The sequence below is a fragment of the Pontibacter harenae genome (assembly GCF_020907245.1).
GTDB classification, from domain to species: Bacteria; Bacteroidota; Bacteroidia; order Cytophagales; family Hymenobacteraceae; genus Pontibacter; species Pontibacter harenae.
In genome coordinates, this window is the sequence record NZ_JAJJWH010000002.1 from 34,579 (window position 1) to 57,644 (window position 23,066).

Below are 23,066 nucleotides of genomic sequence, written 5' to 3' on the forward strand. Positions count from 1 at the left end.
TCTTGTTTTACAACCAAAGCTCCTTTTGAAGTTTCTAACCAAACATATTCAGCAAAAAGTTAATATATTTCGTAGTCTGATAAAGCAAGAAACAATCAGCAGCAAAATTCAGATTCTATGTCAGAAAAGCACCTCTTTCTCAATGGCAAAAAATTTTACTACGACGAGCTGGTAAACTACTCATTCAGAAACAGCATTCCTTTAAACGGCTATGAAAGTAAAACACTGGAGTTTTGCCGCAACTGGCTCAATGGCGTGCAGGAGTTCCCGATGCAGACTTCAGGCTCCACAGGCCCCCCTCAAACCATAAACCTGACAAGAAAGCAACTGGAGGCAAGTGCCCGCCGCACCATTAAACTACTGAACCTACAAGCTGGCGACACCATGCTGGTGTGCCTGAACACCGAATATATTGCAGGCATTATGATGCTAGTCCGCGGGTTTATAGCAGACATGGCAATGATAGTAGTTGAGCCAAGCAGCCATCCGTTTTCAGAGGTACCAGCCGAGGTGAATATTGATTTTGCCTCTTTTGTACCCCTGCAACTACAGACAATGCTGGAGCAAACGCCCGATCTGCTCCCACGACTTAACCAGATGAAGGGCATGCTGGTAGGTGGCGCACCTGTTAGCACAACATTACAACGCGAGCTGCAACGTGTTACCGCTCCTGTTTACCACACCTATGGCATGACGGAAACTGCCTCACATATTGCGGTTCGATTGCTGAACGGCCCTGATGCAGCAGCCTATTATACTGTTTTTGATGGCATAAAAGTAGGAATAGATAACCGTGGTTGCCTAACCATAAGAGGCGATGTGACAAATAATGAGGAGCAGAAGACAAATGATATCGTGGAGCTCCTCACTCCCACCAGCTTTCGCTGGGTTGGCCGAGCCGATAATACCATTAACACGGGTGGCGTTAAAGTGCAGCTGGAAAAAGTAGAAGTAGCTATTGCCGAAGTACTAGCCAATACTCAAAATAACCGTCGCTTCTTTGTGAATTCACAGCCAGATGAATTCTTGGGCGACAAACTAATTCTCATCATAGAAGGTGAAAAGTTAACACCAGAAGAAGAAAAGCAGCTGCTACAAGAAGTTCGATCTAGATTAACCAAATTTGAAATGCCACGCGTGGTATATTATTCACCAAAATTCTCTGAGACTGCCACAGGTAAAATTTCAAAGCAGCGAACGATGCAGAAGCTTGGCCTACCCACCTAATTCAGCCATTACAACAGGTGTTATCTGTAACCGTACACATGTATAAATCAAATTTGAAATCATGAAGAAATTGTTACTACATGTCTTTATTGCCTCGCTATTATTAACATTTGCTAGCTGCAGTGGTTCACGCAGTTCCAGAGCCCCCGTCACTCTTACAGAGGCTTGGTCAACAGACAACACTCTTCGCACCCCAGAGTCTACTGTTTATGACGAGAATCGAGACATACTGTATGTAAGCAACATCAACAAAGTATCAGAAAACCGTAAAGACGGAGATGGCTTTATTTCCAGAGTCTCTACCAGCGGAGAGGTAGAAGAATTATATTGGGTCTCAGGCCTAAACGACCCGAAGGGGATCGCGCTTTACAACAACGTGCTGTATGTGGCAGATGTAGATGAGGTAGTTGCCATCTCTACACAATCTGGGTCTATATTGGGCCGCTACAGTGCAGAAAATGCAGGTATGTTGAATGACATAGCTATAGACAATAACGGTACTGTCTTTATTTCAGACTCGAAAAACAAACATATATACCAGCTACGCAACGGACGTGTAAGTATGTGGGTAGAGAACACGAACAACGAAAGGCCTAATGGTCTATACTTGGAAGGCAATCGGATGGTGGTAGCCTTTTCTAGCAACGGCGATGTGCAGCTGCTGGACCCAGAAACAAGACGTTTCACTAGTTTTACGAACGGTGTAGGTGCGGGAGACGGCATAGCTGCTACTGGCGACGGTAATTATTTTGTATCGAACTGGAACGGTGAAATATTCTACATTAACAGCGAAGCCAGGCAATGGAAGGTACTAGACACGAAAGACCAGAAGAAAAACACAGCCGACATCACTTATTCACCAAGGCTGGGACTACTTTTAGTACCTACCTTCTTTGATAACCGTTTAGTAGCGTACAGAATAAATTACTAAGAAATAGTATCAAATTAAAAAGGCAGCCCTAAATCAAGGCTGCCTTTTTAATGATGTAAGATTAAACTGGATGTACGGCAAATGAAAAAACTCTCCACGCTACACATACTTAATGGAGATGCCTCTCTTAAAGCTTTCAAAGAGGCATCTATACCTGGGCACGTAATGGTTTGGCGAGAAGTACTTTCTGAAGGACCTGCTATTGATGCTTTACCCGAGAAGGAATTTTGGGAACGGCGCCAAAAGTTTATTTCTTCCGCTTATTCAGTTCCTGAAACTGACTATAAAGAAAAGGTACTGGATGAGTTGCAAAAACTAGAGACAGCTTCCTCATTCTTTGAGGTAGTACTGTGGTTCGACAGGGATATGATGTGCCAGATAAACCTATTATACATCCTGCACCGCCTGCACCAGAAAGCACCCAATATTGTTTCGATTTGTTCGCCACCTGCTGGCCAATCCATAGCTTTAAAACAAAAAGAGGAACTAGGGCAGCTTTTCGAGAACCGACAGCAATTTAACGCAGAAAGCCTGGCACAGGCACATCAGTTATGGAAGCTTTATGCTGGGCCTAACCCACTTCAGCTTCAAGCGTTTGTTCAAAAACAAGAACTCGTTTTTCCTGCCATGCAACAGGCACTTCGCCTGCACTTCCAGCGTTTTACTTGTTGCACCAATGGTCTAAGCTCGCCACAACAGCTACTACTACAGCTAGTTTGCCAAGGCTACGACACTGAAGAAAAACTCATGCAGCAGTTTTGGAAAGAAGCTCCTGGCTACGGATATGGCGATTGGCAAATTCAATTACTTGTTTCACAGTTACAGCCAACGCTTATTATACAGCAGGCTCCATTTAAGCTGACTACCGAAGGAACAGCTGTGCTGCAGCAACAGAGCGTATATACAGCATGGCTAGGCACAGGAATGTGGCTGGGTGGCGTAATGTTAAAACCAGATACCCCTTGGTGTTTTGATGCTGAGGAAGGTATACTGATAAGCAGAATAGAAAAATAACGATTAGCTAAAAAGATTGGCCCCAAAAATGCATTTAAGGAGCTATACCTATACTTTAACCGAGAAGACCTATGATGAAGACGACGCAAAAGTATGTACTGGCTCTTGTTGCAACCATTCCGTTAGCCGCTTTTTCCATTACAGCATCAGCCCAAACAACACCTGTACCTCCTCAAATAAACGAGCACATTATAATTGCAGCTGAACGTGATTACGATGCTGGTTTAGAAACACTTTCAGGAATTAATCTGCACCCTGCAAAAAAGGGAACATTCCAGCTTGATTTTGATCAGCCCTTGAAGGAGGACGGTGTACTGGAAATTTCTAATGAGGCTGGTCAGTTAGTATATCAAAAGCCTGTTAGCAACACTAAAAAAGCTAGGAGTTACAACGTTGGGAAGTTAAAACCAGACACTTATCTTATTGAAGTGAAAACCACCGATACCACTTACTGGACACGTTTCAGGATTGGAAAATAAATGAATGTATAGATACCTAACACAAAAGCGGCTCCTGCCATAAGAGAGGAGCCGCTTTTGGTTTTTTTGCTAAGACTACAACAGGTTGTTTTTTACATAACTGCTGCTTTGCGAGATACTTTCATAAGGATCCATGGCAAAGTTTTCCTGCTCTACGAAAATTCGCTTCACGCCAGAAACATCTGCCTGCTCAAATATTGGTTTATAATCGATTGTTCCGCTTCCTACTTCTGTGTTCAAGGTGCGGGCGGCTTTGTCCATGTCTTTTACATGCCACATCACGTATCGGCCCACATTTTGCTTAAACATAGCGATAGGATCTTTTCCTGCTCTTACCACCCAGTATAAATCTAGTTCAAACTTTACTAGTTCGGGGTCTGTTTCAGAAAGCAATATGTCGTAACCAGTGGTGCCATTATGGTTCTGAAACTCAAAATCGTGGTTGTGGTAAGCCAGTTTCATGTTTCCCTCCTGGCACATTTGAGCCGCTCTGTTAAGCCTTTCAGCTACTTTTCTATAGTCGTCTGCGCTCTGGCGAAGTGGTTCGATAATGTAAGGCGCCACAATATACTCCTGCCCTATAGCAGAACCACCGTCAATGTAAGCCTTGATAATGTCTTCGTTGCCGCTTCTGATAAATTCGTTAAAATCGTAATGTCCGCTTGATGATTTCAGTCCGTTGTCATCCAAAATCTGCTTGAAATCCTTTGGCGCCACCCCAAAGAAATGGCTTTCGGGAGAGTATCCATAAGTTTCAACATCTTTATATCCTGCCTCCGACACTTTAGCTAATACACCTTTTACATCCTTACCTATGTACTCCCTTAAGGTATAAAGCTGTAAACCAATTTCACCTGTACTGCCAGCCGACTCACTACATCCGATAAGAGAAGGAGCTAAAAACAAACCAGCTGAAACTAATCCAGCCTGTTGTATAAATGATCGTCTTGTTGTCATTGTTTATATTTTGATACGGTTTTATGTAGTAAACTTAAACTTTATGTAGAGCATGGTATTTTGAAAAGGTTAGCCATGGCTGTTGTTGAACTAAAACAGATCATGCAGTTTAGTCAGATTGATCAGACATCACAAATTTGAACGGCTTGTCTGAATGAGGCAATTTTATCTTTATGTGCAGGCAGAAACTCGTGGGCAACATATCCTTTGAAGCCTGTTGCCAATATTGCTTTCATAATAGCAGGATAGTTTAACTCCTGCGTGTGGTCTATTTCACGACGACCTGGCACTCCAGCCGTGTGGTAATGCGCAATGTAAGGATGATACTCCTGTATAGTACGGATCACATCCCCCTCATCAATTTGCATGTGGTAAATGTCGTACAGCAGCTTAAAGTTATCTGATCCTAATCTTTTAGCAAGTTCGGCTCCCCACTTTGTATGATTGCACTGGTAGTCGGGGTGGTTAACCTTACTGTTAAGCAGTTCCATCACGAGTACTACGTTATGCTTTTCGGCTAGCGGCATAATTTGCTTCAAGCCCTCCACGCAATTTCGCAGGCCTGTTTCATCGTCTTTGCCATTGCGGTTACCACTAAAACAAATCAAGTTTTGATAGCCAGCCTTAGCTACCATCGGAATCATGTCAGTGTAATTCTTTATGAGTACTGCATGATGTTTGGGATCATTCCAGCCTTCACTAAGACCGATTTCAGCCCCATTACACATCGTGGAGACTAAACCATACTTCTGCAGTATAGGCCAGTCACTTGGCCCCACAAGATCTACCCCTACCATACCTAAATCTTTAGCGGCTTTACACACCTCCTCCACAGAAAGGTCATTTAGGCACCAACGGCAAACAGAATGATTGATGTTACCCTTCGGTTTGTATGCTTCAGACTGATTTTTAGAGCTAAAAGATGTTAAAAGCCCTGTAGTGGTAACGGCTGCAGCACTTGCTAGCACACTTTTCACAGCTGTTCTCCGATTATGTTTTTGCGCCATAAAGCTATTTTAAAATTTGTAGCACTTTCTACGCTAGAGCCTCTTAATCATGATGTTTTTAAACCACACGTCATCGCCGTGGTCTTGCAGGGCTATCTTACCTGTTTTATAAGTGCCAAAGTCTGGCATAGAGCTGAACTTACTTTCTGCCACCATCTTTTTCCAGTTATCGTCCCAAAGCGTTGTGGTTACTACCTTAGTACCATTTAGGTAAAGCTCAAGTAAGCCATTGTTGCTGATAATCTCAGCCTGGTTCCACTCTCCTGCTGGTTTTACTGTTTCTTCGCTGCTAGAAATTAAGTCATACAAATCACCAGCGCGATGCTTAGGTATTTTAGCATCTGGATGACCTTCATTGTCCAACACCTGCATTTCCAGCCCCGTCTCCCAAGTTTGCTGATATTGCGCAGGTTCATCTTTCAAATAGAAGATGATGCCGCTATTGCCATTCTGCGAAATTTTCCAATCCAGTTTCAGGTGAAAATTCTCATAAGAATCATCAGTCAAAAGATCGCCACCCTCCTTTGCTGAAGCAGCGTCTAATCGAAGAACGCCATCTTCCACTTTCCAGGCTTCGCCAGCAGTGCTTTTCCCGTAGCTGTGCCAACCAGTCAGTGATTTCCCATCAAACAAAGAAATCCAGTTACCTTGCGCAACAGCACTAGAAGCGATTATATTTTCTGGTTTGTCTGTTTCTGAACTCACTGTTGTTTTGTTACATGCTGAACCAGCCAACATAATGAATGGCTAGCACTACTGCAGGAAAAGCCCTTTTGCTGTGCATGAATTATTGATTCAAAGACAAAATGTACTTAGCCATTTCGTTAGCATCTTCCTTACTAAGATCTGGATGCGGAGACATAGGTATTTCGCCCCAAACGCCGCTACCACCTTTAATAATTTTCTGTGCCAGGTAGTCTACATTCTGATCATTTAGCTCGTATTTTTCAGCAACCTCGTTATAGCCTGGACCAACTAACCTACCTTCAGCTTTGTGGCAAGAAAGGCAATCCGAATTAGCTATTAGCTTTTCACCTTTTTCGTAAGGATTTTGCTCGGCATCTACCACAGGCTCAGGCTGCTGTTGTTCAGGAGCAGTTGCTGTTGTCTCTGTGGCCCCACCGCCTTCGTATACATCTTCATACTCAGAAGAATTACTATTGCCACCGCATGCAGCCATAAATGCCACACATGCTGCAGCCAGGAATATTTTTTTCATGTCAGTTTTATCATTTATAAGTTTTACTTTATGCCTAGTATGGCTTTATTGAATGCTTCGTCGGCACCTGCAGAAGCAAAGTCGTCAAATGCTTTTTCTGTCACTCTAATAATGTGGTCCTGGATGAACTGAGCACCTTCACGGGCACCATCTTCGGGATGCTTAAGGGCACACTCCCACTCCAACACTGCCCATCCTTTAAAATCATAAGCTGTAAGCTTACTAAATATAGACTTGAAATCAACCTGGCCATCGCCTAAAGAACGGAAGCGACCTGCACGATCTACCCAGTTTTGGTAGCCGCCGTATACGCCCTGCTTCCCAGATGGATTGAACTCCGCATCCTTTACATGGAACATTTTAATGCGCTCATGATAATGATCGATATAGGAAAGGTAATCGAGGCACTGCAGCACAAAGTGAGACGGATCATACAGCAGGCAGGCACGCGGATGGTTATTTACCTTCTCCAGGAACATCTCGTACGTCACGCCATCGTGTAAATCCTCTCCTGGGTGAATCTCATAGCACAGGTCTACGCCAGACTCATCGAAAGCATTAAGTATAGGCAACCAACGGTCAGCTAATTCTTTGAAGCCAGTATCTACCAAACCAGCAGGACGCTGTGGCCATGGATAAACCGTGTGCCATAAAAGGGCTCCGCTAAAAGTGGCATGAGCATTCAATCCTAAGTTCTGCGATGCCTTAGCCGCATACTTTAGCTGCTGCACAGCCCACTCTGTTCTGGCTTTAGGGTTATTGTGGTACTGCTCAGGGGCAAAACCATCAAAAAGTTTATCGTAAGCAGGGTTTACAGCAACAAGTTGGCCGTGCAGGTGTGAGGATAGTTCGGTAATTTGAAGCCCCAGGCCTTCCACCATACCCTTTATTTCATCGGCATAAGTTTTGCTTTCCGCAGCTTTCTGAACATCAAAGTAATTGCTGTTCCAGGTCGGAATCTGTACTCCTTTGTAGCCAAGGCTTTTGGCCCATTTGCAAATGTTTTCTAGTGTATCAAACGGAGCCTGGTCGCCCAGAAACTGAGCCAGGAAAATAGCTGGTCCTTGTATAGTTGTCATAGTTTAAATTAGATTTTAAAGTCGATCCATTTTTGTTCGGATTTGCCAGAGGCAATCACGTTTTCGATAAAGGCCATGCCTCGCACGCCATCCTGTATTCCTGGGTAGTCCTGCCACTCAGGCTGCGCTACGATGCCTTCTAGTTTGGCCTGCACGCACAGTGCAAAATTGCGGTACAGGTTTGCAAAAGCTTCTAAGTAACCTTCAGGGTGACCAGCAGGTGTACGGGTGTTATGCTGAGCATAGCTACTATTGTAACCTCCGCCTGTACGTAAAATCTCTGCAGGACGATCGAGCCATTTGCATAAAAGCGTATTGGCATCCTCCTGTTTCCATTCCAAGCCTCCCTCTTCGCCGTACACTCTTATCTTGACGTTATTTTCTTCGCCAGCCGCTATCTGCGTTGCAAACAGCACACCAGTAGCCCCGTTGTTAAACTTCAGGAAAGAAGCGCCGTCATCATCCAGTTTACGTCCTTCTACTACTATGTTGATATCGGCACAAAGCTGCGTTACTTCCAGCCCTGTCACATACTCCGCCAGGTTGAAGGCATGCGTACCGATATCGCCCATAGCACCTGCGATACCGCTTTGGCTCGGGTCAGTTCTCCAGGAGGCTTGCTTATTATCGCCACCCTCTTCAAAAGTGCTCAGCCAGCCTTGCGGATACTCCACATAAACTTTGCGAATTTTACCGAGCTTACCAGAGGCTACTAGCTGTTTTGCCTCTTTCACCATTGGGTAGCCAGTGTAGGTGTGCGTAAGGCAGAATAAATTGCCTGTTCTTTCCACTACGTTTTGCAGTTCAAGGGCTTCCTCCAAAGAGAAAGTCATGGGTTTGTCTAATACTACATGGAAGCCGCTTTCTAGAGCCAGTTTAGTGGGCTCGAAGTGAACGTGGTTTGGCGTAACGATACTGATAACCTGTACCCGCTCATCCACAGGAAGCTGCTGCTCTTTCTCAAACAATTCCTGATAAGAGGCATAGACCCTCTCTGGCTTTAGCCCCAGCAGTTCGCCGCTGGCCTTAGACTTTTCTGGATTGCTACTGAAGGCGCCGCAAACAAGGTCGTAAGCACCATCAATTTGTGCGGCAATGCGATGCACAGCGCCAATAAATGCGCCTTGGCCACCGCCAATCATGCCTAATCTTAGTTTTTTGTTCATAGTAAAGTGTTCATCAGAATATTGATTTTTGAAAATAGGATTATGCTTTAACATTCCCAAACTCAAAACCAGATTCTGTTGGTGTAACAGTAATTAGGGTTTAAAAGATTTTCTTCTTAAGAAGTGGCCCATGCCCTGTCTCCTTTTTTGTAGGGCATGCTACCGTCGTAGCGGCCTGGTACTGCCACGTGCCGAAGCGCCTGAGTAGCCCCAACTTCAGAGGTGAAGAAGCCAAGCAAGGTCAATTCTTTCATCATTCGGAAGTAGTGGCTAGGTTCCTCTGCTTTTTTTGTATGCATGTACGCCTTCTGCTCTTGATCTAAGCTGGTGAGGAGCTCTTTGCGTTGCTTAGCATCGCATTTTAAGAAGCTTTTGCCGTACTTTTCTTCACAAGCCTCCTCTAGTTTGCCTAAGCCCTCTGTGAATACACGTTGCTCTGCAGGAGTGTAGCAATCCTTAACCATAACGGCCATAAATGGCCCCACCTCAGCGGCTTTGGCACTAGGTGTGTTTGTTTCAGGAAGTATAGTGTCGGCTATTTCATCTAACATTAAAACCTGCTCCTGCTTGAAAAGATCTTCAACATTTACCTGCTGCCTGTTGGGCGTACAAGCCACCAGTAAGTCGGCTCCTACAATAGTACCGCCCAGTAACCAGGCAACTGCCGACATGGCTTCTCTTCTATTCATCATAATAGTATACAGTTTAACAATAGCTGCAATTCATGGTTTAAAACTGCTGCATCGGCTTTCCTTTAAAGCTTAGATGCATAATGGAACAGTTAAGTAATTAAGTATTATCCTTAGTTTCAGAACTTGATAAATTAAACTTAAACTCCTAAGCTCCAGCCACTGCGGTAGTCACGTTTCACAAACTGGTTTACTTCGTCTAAGTTTGTTACCCGCATGTTTTCGTTATCCCAAAGCAGTTTTACATAACGGCCAGGGTAGTCAAAACCTTCTCCGTTTTCTCTCGCTTTCCGAATATCAAAACCACGAATAGCCAGATTTGCCATCAGCAAAGCTTCAGTCAGCGGACCAGCTATTTCGAAAGGAGAACTGACCTCCATGTTGCCATGCCCTGCTATACAAGCCTCTACCCATTGCGCATAATGTCCTTCGGCACCACCTGGTACGCGCACCACTTGGTGCTTTTTCTTAACTTTAAATTCTTCTGTGCGAGCAGTGGGCAATAGTCTAGGATTTGCGCCATAGGTACTGGCCATCATCTTACCTTTTGTACCGATAAATAACGTACCGTTGCCGCCATCACCAAACTTTTCGTTGGGGCCAAGTTCTTCTGGTCGTTCAGGCTGAATGCCTCCGTCCATCCAATGCACCGTAACAGGGCCTTTGGTTTTATCTGTTTCAGGAAAAGTTAACGTAACGTGACTTGAGGGTGGGCATGCTTCAGGGAAATAGCCGCGTTTAAACTCATCTACATACACACTTCCAACACTCGCTTGCACATCGGTGGCATATTTTAAACCAAGTACACTAAATGGTGCTTCCAATAGATGGCAGCCCATATCTCCTAGCGCGCCTGTGCCGTAGTCCCACCAGCCGCGCCAATTAAACGGCACCAGCTTGTCTACATACTCTTTATAAGGAGCTGTTCCTAACCATAAATCCCAATCCAGCTCTTGCGGAACGCTGCCTTTAGAGGTTGGCCAGGCAATGCCTTGTGGCCATACAGGGCGGTCGGTCCAGGCGTAAATGGTATGTACATCGCCGATGGCCTTGGAGCCATACCATTCCTTCAGTTGTCGCACCCCGTCGCCAGAAGCGCCTTGATTACCCATTTGGGTTACAACTTTGTAGCGTTTAGCAGCCTCGGTCAGCATTCTGGCTTCGTAGATGTCGTGCGTCAGCGGCTTTTGTACATACACGTGTTTGCCCAACTGCATAGCAGCCATGGTTTGTACGGCATGGTTATGGTCTGGCGTAGAAACTGAAACAGCATCAAAATGCTTGGCTTCCTTCTCAAACATTTCGCGCCAGTCTTTGTAATATTTTGCTTTCGGGAATTTGGCTCTTGTAGCTGCTGCTCTACGATCATCTACATCGCAGAGAAAGGCAATATCGGCTTTACCTGATTCAAAAAAACTGTTTAAGTCAGTAGCGCCTTTGCCACCTACGCCTATACCAGCCACGGTTAACCTGTCGCTGGGAGCGAGAAAACCTTTGCCTCCCAGCACATGGCGTGGCACAATCATAAAGCCTGCAGCTGCCAACGCACCCGTTTTAAGGAAGGTTCTCCTGGAGTTGCTGTTGGTGTTTAGAGTCGGTTTTATTTCAGACATACTTGAATGTTGCTATCGGAATAACAGGTAAGGCTATACATTCATTTTTTTCATTTCACTTACGACATGGTCTACCGCACGGGCTGTTAGGGCCATGTACGTCAGCGATGGGTTCTGGCAAGCCGCAGAGGTCATACAAGCACCATCTGTTACATACACGTTCTTCGCATCCCACACCTGGTTCCACTCATTCAGGACAGAGGTTTTTGGATCTCTTCCCATTCGCGCTGTTCCCATTTCATGAATACCCATACCCATGGCATACTCAGAATCATGAGCTTTCACATCTTTCAAACCAGCTATCTCCAACATTTCTCTGGCATCTTCCATCATGTCTTTGCGCATCTTCTTCTCATTTTCCTTTATCTCGCAATCTATCGCCAGCACCGGAAGCCCCCACTTATCTTTTTTCTCTTTGTCTAAAGTTACTTTATTATCATGGTAAGGTAGCGTCTCACCAAATCCCGTAATGCCCAACGCCCAATCTCCTGGCTCGGTTAAAGCGTCTTTGAAGTCTGCGCCTATGTTCATTTCGGCAATTTCTCTGCTCCACCCATCACGACTGGCCCTACCCTGGTAGCCAAAACCGCGTATATAACCGCGCTTCTCACCGTTCATGTTTCGGAAACGCGGTATATATATGCCATTCGGACGGCGGCCATAGTAGTACTTATCCTCATAGCCCTCGGCTATACCTGAAGCGCCTACTCTAAAGTGGTGGTCCATCAGGTTATGCCCTAGTTCACCGCTGCTGCTGCCTAAGCCTCCTTCCCACACATCAGTGGCCGAGTTCATCAAAATCCAGGTGGTGTTGAGCGTAGATGCATTCAAGAACACTACTTTAGCAAAGTACTCGTAAGTCTGGTTTGTCTCAGCATCAAGCACCTCCACGCCTTTGGCTTTTTTGGTGTCTTTATCATAGATAACTTTTGTTACTATAGAATGCGGACGAACCGTTAAGTTACCTGTAGCCAAAGCCGCTGGCAATGTGGAGGATTGTGTACTAAAATAGCCTCCGAACGGACAGCCAAGGCGGCATTTGTTGCGGTATTGGCAGTTTGTTCTGCTATGAATAGGCGAAGTAATGTTTGCAACACGGCCAATAATCATGTGCCTGTTGCCTTTGTAGTGCGATTTTAAGCGGGCAGCCACATCTTTCTCAACGCAATTCAAATCCATAGGCGGCATAAAATCACCATCGGGCAAATGCGCTATACCTTCTTTTGAGCCGCTTATACCAGCAAAACGCTCCACATGGCCGTACCACTTTTCCAGGTCCTTGTAACGGATAGGCCAATCCACGGCCACACCATCTTTGGCGTTTGCATCAAAATCTAAATCGCTGAGCCTGTAGCTCTGGCGCCCCCACATAAGCGAACGGCCACCCACATGGTAACCACGGTACCAGTCGAAACGCTTTGTTTCTGTATAAGGGCTTTCCTTTTCATTTACCCAAAAATCCAGGTTGTTTTCAGATAAAGCATAGTCTCTTTTTAAGACAGGATAATCTGCAATCATTTGTTGGGTACGGCCACCTCTATGGGCGTATTCCCAAGGCTCTTTAGTGGCATTCACATAGTCTTTTACATGTTCTATGTTACGGCCTCGCTCCAACATAATGGTTTTTAAGCCTTTCTCTGTTAATCCTTTAGCAGCCCAGCCTCCAGAGATACCCGAACCTACAACAATAGCATCATAAACATTCTCAGCCATATCAAATTTATTTCTTGAGATAGATCAATTTTGAGCAGTACAATTTCATTGACTAGTATTTATAGTGGCTAATGTTATGTCAGCATATAATGTTAAAACACTAAACCTAAATAACACTTTCGCTCAACCAGCATCAGTTTGTTCTCTTAAAAGAATGTAAAGTATGTGTGGAATTCCACCGGGTAAAAAAGAAGCCTATGTTAAGTAGTTTTCGAGCAGCTGCCTCGGCAGGTCAAAAAACGCATACGACTAATTAAACTTTTAAGTTCGCAAACTTAGGTGAGCACACACTTTTATGTTAGCCAATATATAGCTATATCCTATAATACCCAAATTAATTTTACTTCTTCTAAGCTAATTCTTATTTCAGATAGCCAACGATAATTACATCCCAAACCACTTAGTTTTGATAGAGGAGCTTTACACAATGATGATTGTGTATAAAAAAGAAAGGGCCGCAGCTATATTAGCCACGGCCCTTTCTTAAAAATAAAGAAAAGTTCTTCTACAGTGTTTCCATGTCGATCACGAACCTATATTTCACATCGCTGCGCATCATGCGGTCATAGGCTGTATTTATTTCATCCATATTGATTACTTCCACATCAGACATAATATTATGCTCGGAACAGAAGTCCAGCATTTCCTGCGTCTCAGCTATACCTCCTATCAAAGAACCCGCCAAGCGACGGCGCTTACCAATCAGGCTGAAGCCTGCTACTGGCGACGGCTCTGGTGGTGCTCCTAACAAGATCATGGTGCCATCACGCTTCAGCATGGAAAGGAACAGGTTATAATCGTGCGGAGCAGACACCGTGTTGATAATAAAGTCGAAGGTGTTATACAGGCTTTTTACTGTTTCTTTGTCTTTGGAAACAGCGAAGTTATGCGCTCCTAAATCACGGGCATCTTTTTCCTTATCAGGCGATGTGCTTAATACAGTTACATCGGCACCTTTGGCAGCAGCAATCTTAACGGCCATGTGGCCAAGGCCGCCTAAACCAACTATACCTACCTTGTGTCCTTGGCCAATTTTCCATTGCATTATAGGAGAATAAGTGGTGATGCCTGCGCACAGCAATGGTGCCACCCGCGACAGATCCAGATTCTCTGGTACTTTTAAAGTATAATTCTCGTCTACCACAATCTGCGAAGAATAACCGCCGTAGGTTTTAGTTGTGCCGTCTCGTTCGGTGCCATTATAGGTGCCCACCATGCCTTTTTCGCAATACTGCTCCAGCCCTTCCTGGCAGCTGGGGCAAGTACGACAGGAATCTACGAAGCAACCTACGCCTGCCAGATCGCCCTCTTTAAATTTGGTCACCTTGCTTCCTACTTTTGTAACAGTGCCTACAATTTCGTGCCCAGGTACAAGCGGGTACATTGTTCCACCCCACTCGTTGCGCACCTGATGCAGGTCAGAGTGACATACGCCACAGTAGCGGATAGCAATCTGCACATCATGCTCCCCCACTTCACGACGGTCCAGGTTAAACGGTGCAAGCGGATCGGTAGCATTATATGCTGCATAAGCTTTAGCTTCAGCCATAGTTTTATTAGATTAGGTTTAAAATTTAAAAAACGAGAATGACCGAACTTGGTTAAGCTTTATCTGAAATAGGTCTTGCGATTCAACTACAAGGAAGCTGGTAAGAAGACTAAGGAAGGAAGAATTACCTACCATTAATTACACGAGTGGCCGCATACCTCCAAAAAACTTTATACCTTTCTAACCTTTTAACTTTCTAACTCCAGAAGCTGTGTTTCTGCTATATAATAACCAACTGCTGCACGAAGAGGAACTGCGGCTACCTATTACGAACAGGGCCTTCCAGTACAATGATGGTTTTTTTGAAACGATGATTGTGCAGGATGGGAAAATACGTTTCTGGCAAGACCACCTGGGCCGTATGGCAAAAGCTACACATGCACTTAAGCTTCAATTGTCTTCAGGTTTAGAAAATTTCGAGGCACTGGAAGAGCAACTGCTGCAACTGGCTACCCAAAACAATTGCCAGAACTATGGCAGACTGAAACTGAAGGTATGGCGTGGTGGAGCAGGTTTGTTTACACCAGAAACAAATACCACAGAATGGCTCGCTACTGTGCAGCCTGCCACTGCCCCGAAACATGAACCTATTCATATTGGAGTAGCCCATTCTGTGCATACCAGTTTCTCTCCTTTTTCCCACTTCAAAGGCCCTAACAGCCTGCTATACGTATTGGCTGGTACAGAGAAAAAAGAGACAAAGTATGATGACCTGCTTCTTTTGAATGATCGTAAAGAAGCTTCGGAATTGATATCTGCTAATTTGTTCTGGTTTAAGCAAGGTATACTTTATACCCCTGCGTTGGATACAGGATGTGTGAATGGTATTGTGCGGCGGAATATTCTGAGATGGTGCAAAAGCGAAGGCATCAGCGTAAAAGAAACTTATGCTGAGCCTCCTGAAATAATAAATGCCGAAGCTGTTTTTGCAGGAAATATAGCAGGGCTCAGGCAGGTTAGTAAGCTGCAGGATGCAGAAATGACTACTGATGCTACCATAGTGACAACGATACGTGAGGTATTGAAATTAAAATAAAATTCTTCGGGTGTTACAACTGCCTAAAAGCACTAAACCTTATGCTATTTATTTTAAAACATTACGTCCTTCTGTTTCATTTTATGTAATCCGATGTAAGAGATAAACCTTTCATGTGCCTTAGAATTTATCTTCCCTTATTTATATGATTTCATTTTTCCTTTCCATACTAGCCCTCCTGCTCGGTTACTTGTTGTATTCCAAGCTCATCGAGAAAATATTTGGAATAGATACTGCCCGCCCAACACCAGCCACTACCATGGCTGATGGCGTGAATTATGTACCTCTGCCACAGTGGAAAATTTTCCTCATCCAGTTCCTGAATATTGCGGGCCTGGGGCCAATCTTTGGTGCTGTGGCAGGTGCCATGTGGGGACCATCGGCTTTTCTGTGGATTGTGCTGGGTTCTATTTTTGCGGGTGGTGTGCACGATTACTTTTCTGGAATGCTTTCGCTGCGGCACAACGGCGAGAGTGTAACAGAAACTACAGGCCGTTACCTAGGCACAGGCATGAAGCAACTCATGCGTGTGTTTACAATTATCCTGATGATCATGCTGGGAGCTGTGTTTATTATGGGGCCTGCCAAAATTCTGGATGGCATGACACAAGGCATTGGTGGAGGTACAACCATGTGGGTATGGATTATCTTTGTCTACTACATACTTTCCACGGTACTACCAATAGACAAACTAATCGGAAAGCTATACCCTGTCTTTGGCGTGGCGCTGCTGTTTATGGCTGTCGGTATTATGGTGGTAATGTTTGCACAAGGCCTGCCTGTACCTGAACTTACTCTAGCTAACCTGACAAACATGCATAGCAGTCCAGAAAAATTCCCGCTTTTCCCGATGCTATTTGTTACAGTTGCCTATGGCGCTATTTCAGGCTTTCATTCCTCACAGTCTCCTATGATGGCCCGATGCATGACGAACGAAAAACAAGGCAGAAGCATTTTTTACGGTGCTATGATAACGGAAGGTGTGGTGGCTTTGATTTGGGCCGCCATCAGCATGAGCTTTTTCGGTGGCGTGCGCGAGCTGAACGATACGCTTGTGGAGCAGCAAGGCAATGCGGCATATGTGGTCAGTATAATCTCTAATTCCTTACTCGGTAAGATTGGTGGCATTTTGGCGCTCTTAGGAGTTGTAGCTGCCCCTATTACCTCAGGTGATACTGCCTTCCGAAGTGCCCGTCTTATAGTGGCTGATTTCACGAAACTGAAGCAAACTACTTTCAAAAACAGACTACTGATTAGTATACCATTATTTGCAGCAGGATATAGCCTCACCTTAGTAGATTTCGGTATAGTTTGGCGCTACTTTGCCTAGACAAACCAGACCTTGGCAACAGTCGTGCTTTGGATGATTACCGCCTACCTGATACAGGAAAGAAAACCATACTGGGTAACGTTGATACCTGCCGTATTTATGTCTGCCGTAGCTACCTCCTATATATTGGTGGCGCCAGAAGGTTTTAGTTTGTCTACTAATGTTTCTTATGCAGTAGGCATTGCCGTGGCTCTCATGCTGCTGGTAGTCACACTGATAAAAGCAAGTAAGAGAAAAGATAAGCCTCAGTTGGAGGCTGTATGATCAAGACTGAAGCTCCAAAGATATCGTTGTTCTACAGAAGCAGGCCTTATTGTTTGGCACCGCTGTTGTTATGTAGCAGGCTTAGTACAAGCGGACACTTACGCAAGGGATATAGAGCAGTTTGATTTTCAAGCTTTATAGCAGCCACGCCAGCCCTTAGTAGAAAAGACTTTTTATTCGCCACCATACCTGTTTACAGGATTGCTGTGCACTATTACAACCTCTCCTGACAACACATTTGAATCCTCCTTAAGTAAGATATCACCAAGATTAACAACCGTTTGTTCATTTAAATCTATAGGCACTTCTGTCCTCTCAAAACCAATATAAGAAGTATCAAGCGTTAAGTTATCCGTTTTATTTATTGAAAGCCAGAAATAGCCATCCTTATCCGTTAGAGCACCTTTTGTTGTGCCCTTTACCGTTACTGAAACTCCTGGCAAGGGCTCTTTTGTAGCATTATGAACTACTTTTCCCTGTATAGTTACCAAAGAATCGGCCGCGGCGTGTGTGGCATCTTTTGAAACTATACTTGTTGAGTCTTTCTGGAGAACATTTACGGGTTGTTGTAGAGTGGGCGTACTGACTGCCGTTGCCACAGCAGGGACCACCAAAGCCGCAGCCGTAGCAAAAAAGGCTTTAACTGCTGATAATTTTAAAGGAGAAGCAGATAGTTGCAGCGGGTACTGCTTTAACTGGTCTTCACGAAGCCTCCCACAAAGTCGGCCGCTGTATTCTCTCATGAATTCTAATAGTTGCTTATCGGTATAATCAGTAAAATCAACCACTTCTTTAGAGCAGGCAGAGCAATACCTACCTTCTTGCGTAGGCTCCATTCCACTCCAGCTTTCACCGCATGGCTTGTTTATTTTTATCCTGATTTTATCGGCCATACATGAAACATAGCATTTTCATTTGAATTATAAAAGCCTGAACTTCAATATTATGGTTATTATCCTGTACTTTAACTTAGAAGCTTTACGTGCCTTAGCCTCTCTACTACTGGCACTTTAGGTGCACTGCCTAGCTATCGTGTAGAGTGATTGTTGCAGCCGTAATTCTTCAGTTACTTTCCGCTAGGCTATCAAACGTTAGACTTATGGTTTCTTCAGCGTTTCATAAATTTTTCTGTAAGCAGGTGTGGCAACTCCTAACTTCTCTCCCTCCCGCACAATGTAGCCTGTAAGGTTTTCGAGCTCTGTTTGGTTATTATTTTGATAGTCGCGGTGCATAGAAGAAGTAGTTTCTTTCGGAAACTTATTCAGGAGCTGGATGTTCTTCTCTACAATATCTTCAGGTAAACGAATGCCTTTTGCCTCGGCAACTGCCTTTAGCTCCCTTATCAGCGTGCGAAGTTGGTTTGCCAGTTCTTAATTACGCAGTATATTACCTGCGGGCACATTGGTACTAGAAGTAAAGCTACCTAGTGGCGAAATGAAGGAGAACTTCTCCCATACTTTATCCTTGATGTCTTCATATAGCTCGTTGTGTATGCCAGCCTCATCGAACAACTGCCTGATCTGTGCCAAGTCCTCATTTCGCAACCCAGGATTTCCCCACACGAGGCGGTTCAGCTTGCCCTGCACCTTTACCTCGCCTGGTGCTGCCACACTGGATATGATATAGGTGCAGCCCCACAAAAGTTTACTTTTTGGGTAAAGCTGGCTTAGATACTCAATGCTTTCAACGCCATTGAGCAGCGGCAGCAAATAGGTACTCTCATCTATACTTCCCTCTAAAGCTTTTGCTACGGTGTTCAGGCTGTAGCTTTTCACGCAGAACAGAATCAGGTCGAGCTTTCCCAGTTCCTCCAAGTTATTCGTTACCAGGTCTGGTTTAATAGCTTCTCTTGTATCAGCATAATCAAGTACCAGACCCTGTTCTGCTATTTTAGCTTTATGATCTCCCCTGGCAATAAAAATGATTTCGTGGTTTTCAGATGACGCATATTGCTGTGCTAGTTTAGCGCCGTAAAAACCTCCTACGCCTCCTATTCCTACTACAGCAATTCTGAATTTCTTTTGCATGTTGCTAATTTTTGACCAATACTACTGCTAAGCATACTCTAATAAGCATCAGTGGGTTATTAGAAACCGCAAGTATATTCATAATTTAAAAAATAATATTTATATTTAAAGTATAAGTATATATTTCCTGATTTCGGTAGTAGCAAACAAATAATTGTTCATTTCACAGATGTTTTCACATGAAAAGATGGCTTACTTTTAATTTCTTGCTTTGCTGTGGATTGGCACTTAATGCACAGGCACAAGCCAAATTTAAAATCGGAGACAAGGTTGAGGTTTTTAGTTCGGGCGACGCAGCACATGGCATTGTGGTGGGCGCCTACCGAGACACAGACTTTGGTTACGGCACCTATCAGGTACACCTGGATGGAGAAAAATATTGTAACAACCACGCCTTGGATACCCGCGTGAGTTCGAGTTTTGTGCAAGCACGCTTTCAACCAAATTCCGAAGTACAGTTTGCTGTTGGTAAGACTGCCGAAGTGCGTCGCTGGGACGGGAAAGTGTACACTGGTCAAATTGTAGGGAAAGACGAAAACAAATATCAGGTTAAGTACAGCCGCGACGGCATGGAATCCAGCGAGTGGTTTCATGCTTATAACATGCGGAGCACTGCCAAAACAAATGCAACAACCGCTCAGACGAAAACAAAAACGAATCCTGTAAACCCGAATTTATCAACTGTAGCCTCCTGGCCTGGACAAAAAGTGAAAGTAGGTGATCGCGTAATGTATGACGGCCTCGGTTTTCTTGTAACCAAAGGCTGGGGAACTGTCATCGGTATTGATCCTGAAAAGCGGCTTTATACAGTTAAAGACGAGAAGGATGCATCTTTAAGATATTCGTACCCTTGCTACCAGGTACTTAATCCGTCTTCAAAAATCGACAACAGCTTTTTTGTAGGAAAATGGGAGGTGCACGTTGGCGGTGCAACCTCTACTTTTACAAAAAACGGTGATTTATATCGTCGGTTTAGTGGCGGAATGAAACTCCCCCCTCTGGAAATAAAGGCAAATGGCACCTACACATGGGTGACGTTAGACGGAAAGGTAGTCCGTGGCAAATGGGTGAATAGAGCGGGTGTGCCAGGCATTGTGCTGTTAAAAGCTTTAGATGGCCTAGACTACACTCTCTACGAAAAAACAGAAGCATTCGCGACTACTGAAAACACGCGTGATGAAATAGGTTTGCATCACCTACCCAGCAGTACGGGTTACTTTCAGGCCTATCGTATGGGAGCAAATAAAAGTGAAGTGCTGGCAGGCCGCAATTTTAAGAAGTAAAGTCTGCACCCTCTCCTTCTCTTATACATTATAAACAAATAAAGTAACCGTAACAAATAAGGCAAATGCCTTATTTGTTACGGTTTTGTTTTAAAAAACGCAGATGTACCAGTAAGGCCAAAGAAGATAGAACCAGTCCTACTACTACCACCCCATTCCATTGCCAATGCTGCCAGGCCAGGCTAGCTAAATAAGTACCAGCGGCCCCACCCATAAAATAGGTTACCATATACACCGTATTCAGGCGATTCCGTGCTTCTGGTTGTAGCGAAAACACAAGGGTCTGGTTTGCTATATGCGTAGCTTGCACGCCTAAGTCCATTAATATAACTCCGATTACTAAACCAATAATACTACTGCTCGATAGGCCGAAGATAATGAAGGAAACCACGATCAGCAGAATAGTAATGGTCGTGACCGCAAAGGCATTGCCTTTGTCGCTGATGCGGCCCATAAGTGAAGCACCCAAAGCACCAAAGGCACCGACCAAACCGAAAGCTCCCGCCACATCGCTGCCTGTGTAAAAGGGCGGCCCCTCCAGCAGGAACACCAGCGTTGTCCAGAAGGCACCGAAGCAGGCGTAGCAGAGCGCTCCGCGCATTGCGGCCAGCCGCAGCAACGGCTCCTCCTTTGTTAGCTGTACCAAAGACCTCATCAGGCTTTTATAATTGCCCTTATAGCTAGGCTCAATTTCGGGAAGCAGGAAGAATAGAGCTGCCCACAGCACGAACATCATACCAGCCGCAATCAAAAACATAGCGCGCCAGCCAAGATGTTCCCCCACAAAACCACTCACCGTTCTGGAAAGCAGGATGCCGATGAGCAAACCGCTTACCACAAAACCCACCGTTCGGCCCCGCTCCTCAGGCTTAGACAGATGCGCTGCCATTGGTATCAGAAGTTGCGGAATAACAGATGTCGCTCCTATCAAGAAGCTGACTACTATAAGCGAAAAGATGTTGGTGGTAAAGGCTGCTAGCAACAGCGATATTATAATGAGCACAAAATCGATCATTATCAGCCGCTTGCGCTTCAGCATATCGCCTAGTGGAATCACGAAAAACATACCCACGGCATAACCGATTTGTGTTACCATGGCAATGGAGCCAGCCTTTGCCTCTGTTACGCCAAAATCTGCAGATATTTTGCCCAGCAAAGGCTGGTTATAGTATAAGTTAGCTACCACCATGGCCGAAGCAATAGACATCACCCATAGGTTTAGCCTTGTTAAAGTAGGCGTAGTGGCAGAGGAAACGGAATTTTGCATGCTGAAAATACTCATATGTTAACCGCAAAAGTACGTAAGCAGCTACTTAAGTTATAACACAAAGGCATCTTATTAAGATTTGTTTGTTACTTTAGCTCTTATACATCCAAAAAATCATCGAACTATGAGTAAAACTATAAAGGTTGGATTAGTTGGTTACGGCATGGCTGGCAGAGTTTTCCATGCGCCTTTCATCACAAATGTAGAGGGTTTTCAGCTCAAGAAAATAAGAGAAACACGCGAAGAAAACATCAGCGTGGCTACCTCTCTTTACCCTGATACAGAAATTGTGAACGATACGCAGGCTATTTTGTCTGATGAAAACATAGATTTTGTAGTACTCGCCACTCCAAATTCCACCCACTATAGTTTGGTTAAAGAAGTCTTGCAGGCAGGAAAGCACGTGCTTGTAGACAAACCTTTTACGGCCACTACTGCCGAGGCTGATGAGTTGATAGCACTGGCGAAAAAGCAAAATAAATTGCTGACGGTATTCCAAAATAGACGCTGGGACAGCGACTTTAAAACTGTAAAAAAAGTAGTGGAAAGCCAGCTGCTGGGCAACCTGGTAGAGTATGAGGCGCACTTTGACCGTTTCCGTAACTTTATTAAACCAGATACCTGGAAAGAAGAAAATCATGCTGCCTCAGGTATAGTTTACGACTTATGCTCACACCTGATAGACCAGGCGCTCTACCTGTTTGGACTGCCACAGGAAGTTTATGGAGACCTGCGCGTGCAAAGGCAAGGCTCCCACGTTACTGATAACGCAGAAATAGTGTTGTATTACGATCAACTGAAAGTAATTCTGAAAGCTGGCATGTTAGTGAAGGAGGCTGGCCCGCATTTCAGGCTGCTTGGCGACCAAGGCTCATTTACAAAATACGGAATGGATGTGCAGGAAGAGATACTGAAGACAAACCAGTTGCCAAAGCATACGCCAAACTGGGGTGCGGAGCCTGAAGAATTGTGGGGTAACATCAGCACCAACATAAACGGTGTAGAAGTAAGAGGCAAAGTAGAAAGCGAAATCGGCGACTATACAGGTCTGTACCAGAATGTGTATAAAGCGTTAGTAGGCGAGGAAGAACTGGTGGTGAAACCAGAGCAGGCACGTGATGTGGTACGGATTATAGAACTGACAACACTGAGCAGCCAAGAAAAGCGAAGAATAGCCTTTAGCTAATCTTTCATGCTTTTCGTAATTTCGGCTCCG

The 23,066-nt window shown here is 44.6% G+C and carries 23 protein-coding genes; 9 read left to right on the plus strand and 14 right to left on the minus strand.

The features are described 5' to 3' along the window. The first annotated feature begins 117 nt into the window (after nt 1–117). The 4 genes from LN893_RS01490 (at nt 118) to LN893_RS01505 (ending at nt 3,651) form a co-directional block, all read left to right on the plus strand. On the plus strand, nt 118–1,227 hold the full coding sequence (locus LN893_RS01490) for an AMP-binding protein (RefSeq protein WP_229967588.1): 1,110 nt from the start codon (nt 118–120) through the stop codon (nt 1,225–1,227). Between the two features lie 61 nt (nt 1,228–1,288). After that, nucleotides 1,289–2,158, plus strand: coding sequence for an NHL repeat-containing protein (locus LN893_RS01495; protein ID WP_229967590.1), 870 nt, complete (start codon nt 1,289–1,291; stop codon nt 2,156–2,158). Nucleotides 2,159–2,239: 81 nt separating this feature from the next. Continuing rightward, nucleotides 2,240–3,172: a DUF1835 domain-containing protein gene (locus tag LN893_RS01500; protein WP_229967592.1), complete on the plus strand. Its 933-nt coding sequence runs from the start codon at nt 2,240–2,242 to the stop codon at nt 3,170–3,172. Nucleotides 3,173–3,243: 71 nt separating this feature from the next. Next, entirely contained in the window at nt 3,244–3,651 is a 408-nt protein-coding gene (locus LN893_RS01505; RefSeq protein WP_229967594.1) for a T9SS type A sorting domain-containing protein, read from the plus strand. A 75-nt stretch (nt 3,652–3,726) separates the two neighbouring features. On the opposite strand, the gene LN893_RS01510 is transcribed toward LN893_RS01505, so the two are convergent. The 10 genes from LN893_RS01510 to LN893_RS01555 form a co-directional block, all read right to left on the minus strand. Beyond that, on the minus strand, nt 3,727–4,608 hold the full coding sequence (locus tag LN893_RS01510; RefSeq protein ID WP_229967595.1) for a sugar phosphate isomerase/epimerase family protein: 882 nt from the start codon (nt 4,606–4,608) through the stop codon (nt 3,727–3,729). A 122-nt stretch (nt 4,609–4,730) separates the two neighbouring features. Beyond that, a complete protein-coding gene (locus LN893_RS01515) occupies nt 4,731–5,615 on the minus strand; it encodes a hydroxypyruvate isomerase family protein (protein WP_229967596.1) in 885 nt (294 codons plus the stop codon). 33 nt (nt 5,616–5,648) lie between these two features. Further along, complete coding sequence (locus LN893_RS01520; RefSeq protein WP_229967597.1) at nt 5,649–6,320, minus strand: 3-keto-disaccharide hydrolase; 672 nt, start codon at nt 6,318–6,320, stop codon at nt 5,649–5,651. Between the two features lie 82 nt (nt 6,321–6,402). Next, nucleotides 6,403–6,834 carry a c-type cytochrome gene (locus LN893_RS01525; RefSeq protein WP_229967599.1) on the minus strand — a complete coding sequence of 144 codons (432 nt, stop codon included), beginning with the start codon at nt 6,832–6,834 and terminating at the stop codon, nt 6,403–6,405. A gap of 23 nt (nt 6,835–6,857) precedes the next feature. Then, entirely contained in the window at nt 6,858–7,913 is a 1,056-nt protein-coding gene (locus tag LN893_RS01530; protein ID WP_229967602.1) for a sugar phosphate isomerase/epimerase family protein, read from the minus strand. 8 nt (nt 7,914–7,921) lie between these two features. Continuing rightward, complete coding sequence (locus LN893_RS01535) at nt 7,922–9,079, minus strand: Gfo/Idh/MocA family protein (RefSeq protein ID WP_229967604.1); 1,158 nt, start codon at nt 9,077–9,079, stop codon at nt 7,922–7,924. A gap of 116 nt (nt 9,080–9,195) precedes the next feature. Continuing rightward, entirely contained in the window at nt 9,196–9,771 is a 576-nt protein-coding gene (locus LN893_RS01540) for a gluconate 2-dehydrogenase subunit 3 family protein (RefSeq protein ID WP_229967606.1), read from the minus strand. 137 nt (nt 9,772–9,908) lie between these two features. Continuing rightward, complete coding sequence (locus LN893_RS01545; RefSeq protein WP_229967608.1) at nt 9,909–11,381, minus strand: Gfo/Idh/MocA family protein; 1,473 nt, start codon at nt 11,379–11,381, stop codon at nt 9,909–9,911. Between the two features lie 33 nt (nt 11,382–11,414). Then, complete coding sequence (locus tag LN893_RS01550; RefSeq protein ID WP_229967610.1) at nt 11,415–13,094, minus strand: GMC oxidoreductase; 1,680 nt, start codon at nt 13,092–13,094, stop codon at nt 11,415–11,417. Nucleotides 13,095–13,599: 505 nt separating this feature from the next. Next, nucleotides 13,600–14,643, minus strand: a complete 1,044-nt coding sequence (locus LN893_RS01555; RefSeq protein ID WP_229967612.1) for an NAD(P)-dependent alcohol dehydrogenase — start codon at nt 14,641–14,643, stop codon at nt 13,600–13,602. Nucleotides 14,644–14,854: 211 nt separating this feature from the next. Between LN893_RS01555 and LN893_RS01560 the strand changes: the two genes are divergently transcribed. The 3 genes from LN893_RS01560 to LN893_RS20935 all read left to right on the plus strand — a co-directional run bounded on the left by LN893_RS01560 (nt 14,855) and on the right by LN893_RS20935 (nt 17,273). Further along, nucleotides 14,855–15,679, plus strand: coding sequence for an aminotransferase class IV (locus tag LN893_RS01560; protein WP_229967614.1), 825 nt, complete (start codon nt 14,855–14,857; stop codon nt 15,677–15,679). A 145-nt stretch (nt 15,680–15,824) separates the two neighbouring features. Then, nucleotides 15,825–17,009 carry a carbon starvation CstA family protein gene (locus LN893_RS01565; RefSeq protein ID WP_439651163.1) on the plus strand — a complete coding sequence of 395 codons (1,185 nt, stop codon included), beginning with the start codon at nt 15,825–15,827 and terminating at the stop codon, nt 17,007–17,009. 12 nt (nt 17,010–17,021) lie between these two features. Continuing rightward, the gene (locus LN893_RS20935) at nt 17,022–17,273 is read left to right on the plus strand and encodes a hypothetical protein (protein ID WP_439651164.1); all 252 of its coding nucleotides are present in this window, start codon (nt 17,022–17,024) and stop codon (nt 17,271–17,273) included. 173 nt (nt 17,274–17,446) lie between these two features. Here LN893_RS20935 and LN893_RS01570 read toward each other — a convergent pair whose 3' ends face one another. The 3 genes from LN893_RS01570 to LN893_RS01580 form a co-directional block, all read right to left on the minus strand. Continuing rightward, nucleotides 17,447–18,166, minus strand: a complete 720-nt coding sequence (locus tag LN893_RS01570; protein ID WP_229967616.1) for a carboxypeptidase-like regulatory domain-containing protein — start codon at nt 18,164–18,166, stop codon at nt 17,447–17,449. A 204-nt stretch (nt 18,167–18,370) separates the two neighbouring features. Then, nucleotides 18,371–18,640, minus strand: coding sequence for a ketopantoate reductase family protein (locus tag LN893_RS01575; protein WP_255709837.1), 270 nt, complete (start codon nt 18,638–18,640; stop codon nt 18,371–18,373). 3 nt (nt 18,641–18,643) lie between these two features. Then, complete coding sequence (locus LN893_RS01580; protein ID WP_229967618.1) at nt 18,644–19,300, minus strand: ketopantoate reductase family protein; 657 nt, start codon at nt 19,298–19,300, stop codon at nt 18,644–18,646. 179 nt (nt 19,301–19,479) lie between these two features. On the opposite strand from LN893_RS01580, the gene LN893_RS01585 reads away from it, so the two are divergent. Next, the gene (locus LN893_RS01585; RefSeq protein ID WP_229967620.1) at nt 19,480–20,583 is read left to right on the plus strand and encodes a hypothetical protein; all 1,104 of its coding nucleotides are present in this window, start codon (nt 19,480–19,482) and stop codon (nt 20,581–20,583) included. A gap of 70 nt (nt 20,584–20,653) precedes the next feature. Here the strand turns inward: LN893_RS01585 and LN893_RS01590 are convergent, their stop codons facing one another. Then, entirely contained in the window at nt 20,654–21,850 is a 1,197-nt protein-coding gene (locus tag LN893_RS01590) for an MFS transporter (RefSeq protein WP_229967624.1), read from the minus strand. A gap of 124 nt (nt 21,851–21,974) precedes the next feature. Between LN893_RS01590 and LN893_RS01595 the strand changes: the two genes are divergently transcribed. Next, entirely contained in the window at nt 21,975–23,036 is a 1,062-nt protein-coding gene (locus LN893_RS01595; protein ID WP_229967626.1) for a Gfo/Idh/MocA family oxidoreductase, read from the plus strand. Nucleotides 23,037–23,066 lie beyond the last annotated feature (30 nt).